Annotated in this window: 5 protein-coding genes and 1 rRNA gene; 3 read left to right on the forward strand and 3 right to left on the reverse strand. The window is 66.0% G+C overall.

The window, feature by feature from the left end; translation table 11 throughout:
* The first annotated feature begins 277 nt into the window (after positions 1–277).
* Both B207_RS32445 and B207_RS0104240 read left to right on the forward strand, forming a co-directional pair.
* On the forward strand, positions 278–973 hold the full coding sequence (locus tag B207_RS32445; protein WP_456095347.1) for a polymorphic toxin-type HINT domain-containing protein: 696 nt from the start codon (positions 278–280) through the stop codon (positions 971–973).
* A 12-nt stretch (positions 974–985) separates the two neighbouring features.
* Complete coding sequence (locus B207_RS0104240) at positions 986–1,495, forward strand: hypothetical protein (RefSeq protein ID WP_154675138.1); 510 nt, start codon at positions 986–988, stop codon at positions 1,493–1,495.
* 177 nt (positions 1,496–1,672) lie between these two features.
* On the opposite strand, the gene B207_RS32450 is transcribed toward B207_RS0104240, so the two are convergent.
* The 3 genes from B207_RS32450 to B207_RS32455 form a co-directional block, all read right to left on the reverse strand.
* Positions 1,673–1,939 carry a transposase gene (locus tag B207_RS32450; protein ID WP_018635270.1) on the reverse strand — a complete coding sequence of 89 codons (267 nt, stop codon included), beginning with the start codon at positions 1,937–1,939 and terminating at the stop codon, positions 1,673–1,675.
* Positions 1,940–2,049: 110 nt separating this feature from the next.
* Positions 2,050–3,681: an IS1634 family transposase gene (locus B207_RS0104250; RefSeq protein WP_026310661.1), complete on the reverse strand. Its 1,632-nt coding sequence runs from the start codon at positions 3,679–3,681 to the stop codon at positions 2,050–2,052.
* A gap of 71 nt (positions 3,682–3,752) precedes the next feature.
* Positions 3,753–4,793: an ISL3 family transposase gene (locus tag B207_RS32455; protein WP_018635275.1), complete on the reverse strand. Its 1,041-nt coding sequence runs from the start codon at positions 4,791–4,793 to the stop codon at positions 3,753–3,755.
* A gap of 744 nt (positions 4,794–5,537) precedes the next feature.
* Between B207_RS32455 and B207_RS0104260 the strand changes: the two genes are divergently transcribed.
* Positions 5,538–5,607: ribosomal RNA gene (locus B207_RS0104260) — 16S ribosomal RNA — on the forward strand; the annotation flags it as partial.

Below are 5,607 nucleotides of genomic sequence, written 5' to 3' on the forward strand. Positions count from 1 at the left end.
CAGCAAACCCCTCGACCAAACCCGCGGCAGAATCAACCAGGAACTCCGCAAAGAACTCCGTAAAGAACTCCGCGACCAGCTCGAAGACACCCTCGACCAGGACGACTGCGCCACCACCACCGCAGGAACCACCCCCCTCAACGACCTCTGCGACCAACAACGCCCCCGCGACCNCCACGACAACAACGAAGAATCCTGCACCCCCGACAACAGCTTCGACGGCGACACCCCCGTCCTCCTCGCCGACGGCACCACCACACCCATCCGCAACATCAAAATCGGCGACCAAGTCCTCGCCACAGATCCCGACACCGGCCGCACCGAACCCCACACCGTCACCCACCTCATCACCGGAACCGGCACCAAACACCTCATCGACATCACCATCACCACCCCCAACGGCCCCGCCACCCTCACCGCCACCGCCGGCCACCCCTTCTGGGACACCACCGACCAGCAATGGACCGACGCCGACACCCTCACCCCCGCCGACCAACTCCTGTCCCCGGACGGACACCAGGCCCCCATCACCGGGACCCGCGACTACCACCAGCACGACACCGTCTACAACCTCACCGTCGACACCCTCCACACGTACTATGTACTGGCGGGGGCCATGCCGGTCCTCGTTCACAACAGCAACGGATGCCCGAACTGGGCCTCCAACAGCGTTAAAACGTGGGGTCATACATTCAAGACTCACGGCGCCGGAGCGAAGAACACAAAGGCTCTAACCGATCGTGCTCGTAGCACCGGTAATCAGCAAGGACAATGGCTTGACAATGGCGCCGCTGCGGAGTTTTTGAAGGGGCTCCATGCCGAAGGGGTAGGGCCCAGGTCGGTACGCATTCCGGACGGATTGGGGCAGGTAATTATGCCGGATGGCAGTATCGTCCAAGCGCGTGCAGCTACCATCGTCCCGAGTCCAAGTGGGCTATACAAGACGGCATTCCCGATCATTGGCCCGAACTAGGAGGCTGGGGAGATGAGCTTCTCTGTGTCGTTCAATCCGTCCGTGCCGTCTGATACTGTGGCTCCTGCTTCAGTGCACCCGGAGCCGGGTGACGATTACGAAACCCTCGTCATAGAGGCGTGCAGCGCCCTCTCTGATGCCGGAGGATGCAGATTCCACATTGGCGGGTTCGGGAGTGACGAGTGGCCGCTCGACATCGCGTATGACTTGTCTGCTTTCATGGAGCAACTCCCGTCGCTTTTGGCGGGCGTGCGCGAATATCGCGAAGTCGAGGTAGATATCTACTCGCAAGGCATCGAGAGGACTTTATCCTTCCACTCAAGCGGAGATCTTGTGACGATTCACTGCGAGTCGCGGACCAATTGGATTCCGAACCCAGTGCGTGAGAGCATTGATCGGAGCGAGCTAGTCTCAATGCTCTCGAAATTGGCCAAAGACTTCGCCGGAGGGCTGAGGGCGATAAATTCCGAACTGTCGGAGGTTGCACCATTTGAACGTTGGCTGGAGGGTGAGGTGCACTAACCTCGATCTTTCGTGCGCCCAGCGGACAGCGGGAGGTGACGCCGCGTGAGCGGCTGATCCGGTTGTTGTAAGCTCGTCGCTTGCCATGGAAGTCCGGTCCGGGTGGCTGCCCAGGGAGCCGCCGATTAATAAGGATTAATGGCTCTTCGCGCTTCGCGGGGATGTGTAGTTGGTTGATTACGCAACCTGCGGGCGGGTGATGACGCGGGGTAGCCAGTGGGGGCGGGTGCGGCGGGAGGCGGCCCAGCTGGCGCGGCGTTGCTGGTGGGCGACGTTACGCAGGCCGAAGGCGACCCGGTAGACGAGTTCGGTGAGGCGGTTGACGCCTTCGGCCTTGGCGTTGGTGATCCCGAGCAGGACGGCGTGGGCGGTCTCGTCGCGCCACTGGTCGAGGGTGGTGGCGAGGGTGACGAGTTCGGGGATGTCCTTGCCGAACGTGGCCACGCAGTCGAAGAACCGGTGCAGGGCCCGGTCGACGTCGGTGCGGCTGGTCGCCCGGCCGGTGCGCGACGGGGCGAGCGCGAGCAGCCTGAGGCCTGAGTTCGGTCATTTCGTTAGTGCCTTGCCTGTGAGCGCGTCGAGGAGGTTTGCCGCTCCACGTCGATGGCAGGTGGGAAGGTCTGGACGGCGCCGTTGATCGCGATGGTCGCGGAGCGGAGCGGGCGGAGCTGTCGGATCACGTTGCGGATGGCCAGGCCGGTGCGGTTCTGGGCGGTGCGGGCGACGGCGAGTGCGGTGAACACGATGGTCAGGTGGGCTTCGATCGCGTCCTGGGTGCGCATGAACATGGGCCGGGCGGCGAGGTCGGTCTTCGACATCCGGAATGACTGCTCGACGTGCCACAGGTCGTGGTAGTCGGAGATGACCTGGTCGGCGGTCAGGACGGTCGCGGGGAGGTTGGTGACGTAGCCCTTGAGCCCGACGAGCCGGCGGGCACGCGCCAGGCTGGCTTCATCGAGCGTGCGGGCGTCGCCTTTGACCGTGACGAATCTCGGGGTGCGGGCGGTTTTCTCCCCGTCGACGACAGCCCGGGCGCGGTTCTCCTGCGCGGTGAGGGTCTTGTTGTCCCGGGCGGCGCGCCGGGCCGAGTAGGCCCAGACCGCCCGCCACGACCCGGGGTGGTGCTCACGGTTCCAGGTGGGCTCGGTCTTCACGGCGGTGTCGTTGTCACGGTTGCGTCCGGTTCTGGGAGCGACCGTGTCGATGACCTGCCCGTCGGTGAACGCGTCGCCGTGCCAGCGGAAGTGCGAGGCCAGGTCGATCGGTGCCTTGGTGACCCGGGAACCGATGATGAACCCGAACCCGGCGTCGTCGAGTTCGCGCAGGTTGGTCGCGGACAGCATGCCGGCGTCGGCGACCACGACCAGGTTCTCGAGCTGGTGACGGTCGGTGAACTGGCGGATGACCGGCAGGATCGTCGCGGTCTCCGCACGGTTGCCCTCGAAGCAGCCGATCTCCAACGGGAATCCGTACCGGTCGACGAGCAGGCCGACGACGATCTGCGGATCGACCCTGCGTTCCTTGGAGTAGCCGACCTTCCGTAGGTCGTCCTCGTCCTCGTTCTCGGCCTCGAAGTACAGCGTCGTCACGTCGTACAGGCACAGCGAGACATCACCGTTGGCCAGGGCGTGGGTGAAGCACAGTCCGGCGAGCCGGTCACGGTAGCCGCCGTGGTGGGCGCGCAGCAGGGTACGGCGCATCGTCTTCTCGCTCGCCGGTGTGGCGCCGAGGTCCGCAAGGACCCTGCCGGTGTCCAGGATCGAGGTCGGCTCCACCAGCCTGGCGATCACCAGGTCCCGGAACACCTGATCCGTAAGGGCGTCGAACCCCCACGACGTGAACACCCCGGCCAGCGCGTCGTAGAGCACCCGCGAGCCGGTCGCCACCACCCTCGGCGCCGCGACCGTCGCCCGCCCCCGCGCCGGCTCGGCATCCACGTCGAACAGGACCGCCGGGCCGGTCGCGCCGAGCAGCGACGCCTTCACCGCGACCGGCTCGACCTCGACGAGCTCACCCTGCCGCGGATCCCTCAACAGCTCCCGGGCCCGTTCGACCAGCACACCGAGCTCAGCCTCGGTATGTGCCGAACCGACGTGCGCGACGATCCGCCGCCGCCCACCGACCGACTCGGCTATCTGCACCGCCGTCGCTCCCGACGCCGTCCGCACCCGCCGAATCCAGGCCACAGCCACACCGTAGAGCACCAATTAGTGCCTCAGAACAGCCCGCCGCACACCCATCACCCCAGGTCAGCGTGTCAAGCGATCATCAATGCCGAACCGGTGACCGAACTCAGGTTCAGGACGGCGTCGTGGTCGCGCAGGAGGCCGCGGGTGAAACGGTGAAGTTCGGACAGGTCGTCGGCGTCGACGGCGGCGATCCAGCCGTTGAGCCGCTCGCCGTGACGACCGGTGAGCATCTGCACGAACGCGGTGACATGGCCGGCAGTCTTCCGGAGGTCCTGGCAGCGGGTGAGAACCTGCTGCAACGCGAGGGTGTCCTGTTCATCCAGGTGCTCGGGGTGGGTGAGGATCCAGCGGGTGACGGTGCGAACCTTCGGTGCCTGCCGTGCCGCCGGCGCGACGGTGCTGCCGCCCGCGCGTAGCGGGCGCAGGTAGGCCAGGACCACGGCCTTGCTCCCGGTGTAGCCCTGGTCGCGGATCTCCCCGAACAGCTGGCTGCCGTTGGTAATCCCGGCATTGACCCGCTCGGTGAGGTAGGGCTCCCACGGACGCAGGATCGAACCGCGCCCGTCGCGGGCCTTGGCCAGGACGTCGTCGACGCTGGCCGCAGGGTAGTACTTGCGGACCGTTCCGCGGGCCAGGCCGAGTCGGGCGGCGATCGGTTTGATGCCCACGCCCGCGGCCTTGAGTTCCTGGACGGCGGCGTACCGCTCGCGGGCGTGGCGCACGAACACCCGCTGCTCGAAGGACGCTTCCCGCGCTGCGGCCACCGCGCCGTCAAGGTCCGCCCGCGGCTCGTCCGCAGCCTCGTCGGTGGCCGGTGGTTGCGCCAGGCAGGAACGGTGCCGGGCGACTGCCGTCTCGACGTATCCGGCAAGGTTGCTCCACAGATGGAAGCGGTCCGCCACCTGCACCGCGTCCGGGGCACCGGTGCGGGCGCCGTCGGCGTAGGCACCGGCCCGGTCCCGGCAGATCACCTGCGCGCCGGGATGCTCACCCAGCCAGCCGGCGAACGTCGCCGCTTCCCGATCGGGCAGCAGGTCCACCGGCCGGTGACGGTCGAGATCGATCAGGACTGTCCCGTAGACCCGACCCCGGCGCAGCGCGAATGTCATCCACCCCGAGGACCGTCACCACCCCGATCTGCGGGTCGGACAGGGCCCGGACTCGGCGTAGCAGCGTGTTCCGCCCCGCGGGAAGGCCCATCCTGCCGGCGAGGCGCGCTCCGGCTCTGCCCGCCAACGCCAACCCGATCGCCTCGATCATCCGACCGGCGAGCGGGGTGAACCGGGCATGCGGACTCGTCAGACCCACCCGGCCGCGTGCCCGTCTCCTCTCTGCGCGGCCCCACCGGAAACCCCAGGCCTGACCCATCGCCTACGCGTCGGCAAACTTGCCGGACCCTGGTCGCGGACCCCCCGAGGTAAGCGGCTCTCAGGCAGTGCGGTACCGTAGGGATGAGTGGCAGTCACCGGCCAAGCCGGAGCGATTTGACACAACCCCGAATGCCTCGGTAACTTAACCGAGTCGCCACAGCCGGGGCCGAAAGGCCGAAACGGATAAGGCGGAAGCCGAAGGAAAAATCGCCAGAAACAGCGATTTGACACCGGCGGGAAACACCAGGTAACTTAAAGAAGCTCCGGGAAACGCCGAAGGGCGGGAACCGGAAGCATCTGCTCCTTGAGAACTCAACAGCGTACCGAATAGTCAGTGCCATATTTTTTAACCCCCGTCCATGGCCAGGGCTTGTTTGTTCTGGTGATGGTAGGGAAATTCCTTTGGCAATGATAGACGATCTTACGAGGATCTGTCTTGCCAGGATTGGTTGGGCTTGGCGGCCCGGCCATCTCTTTCAAGCATTGATGGAGAGTTTGATCCTGGCTCAGGACGAACGCTGGCGGCGTGCTTAACACATGCAAGTCGAGCGAG

This window comes from Parafrankia elaeagni (assembly GCF_000374165.1).
Taxonomy (GTDB): Bacteria; Actinomycetota; Actinomycetes; order Frankiales; family Frankiaceae; genus Parafrankia; species Parafrankia elaeagni.

Coding starts and splice junctions, on each gene's coding strand:
- B207_RS32455 (WP_018635275.1), bottom strand. CDS start 4,793: ATGACATTCGCGCTGCGCCGGGGTCGGGTCTACGGGACAGTCCTGATC.
- B207_RS0104240 (WP_154675138.1), top strand. CDS start 986: ATGAGCTTCTCTGTGTCGTTCAATCCGTCCGTGCCGTCTGATACTGTG.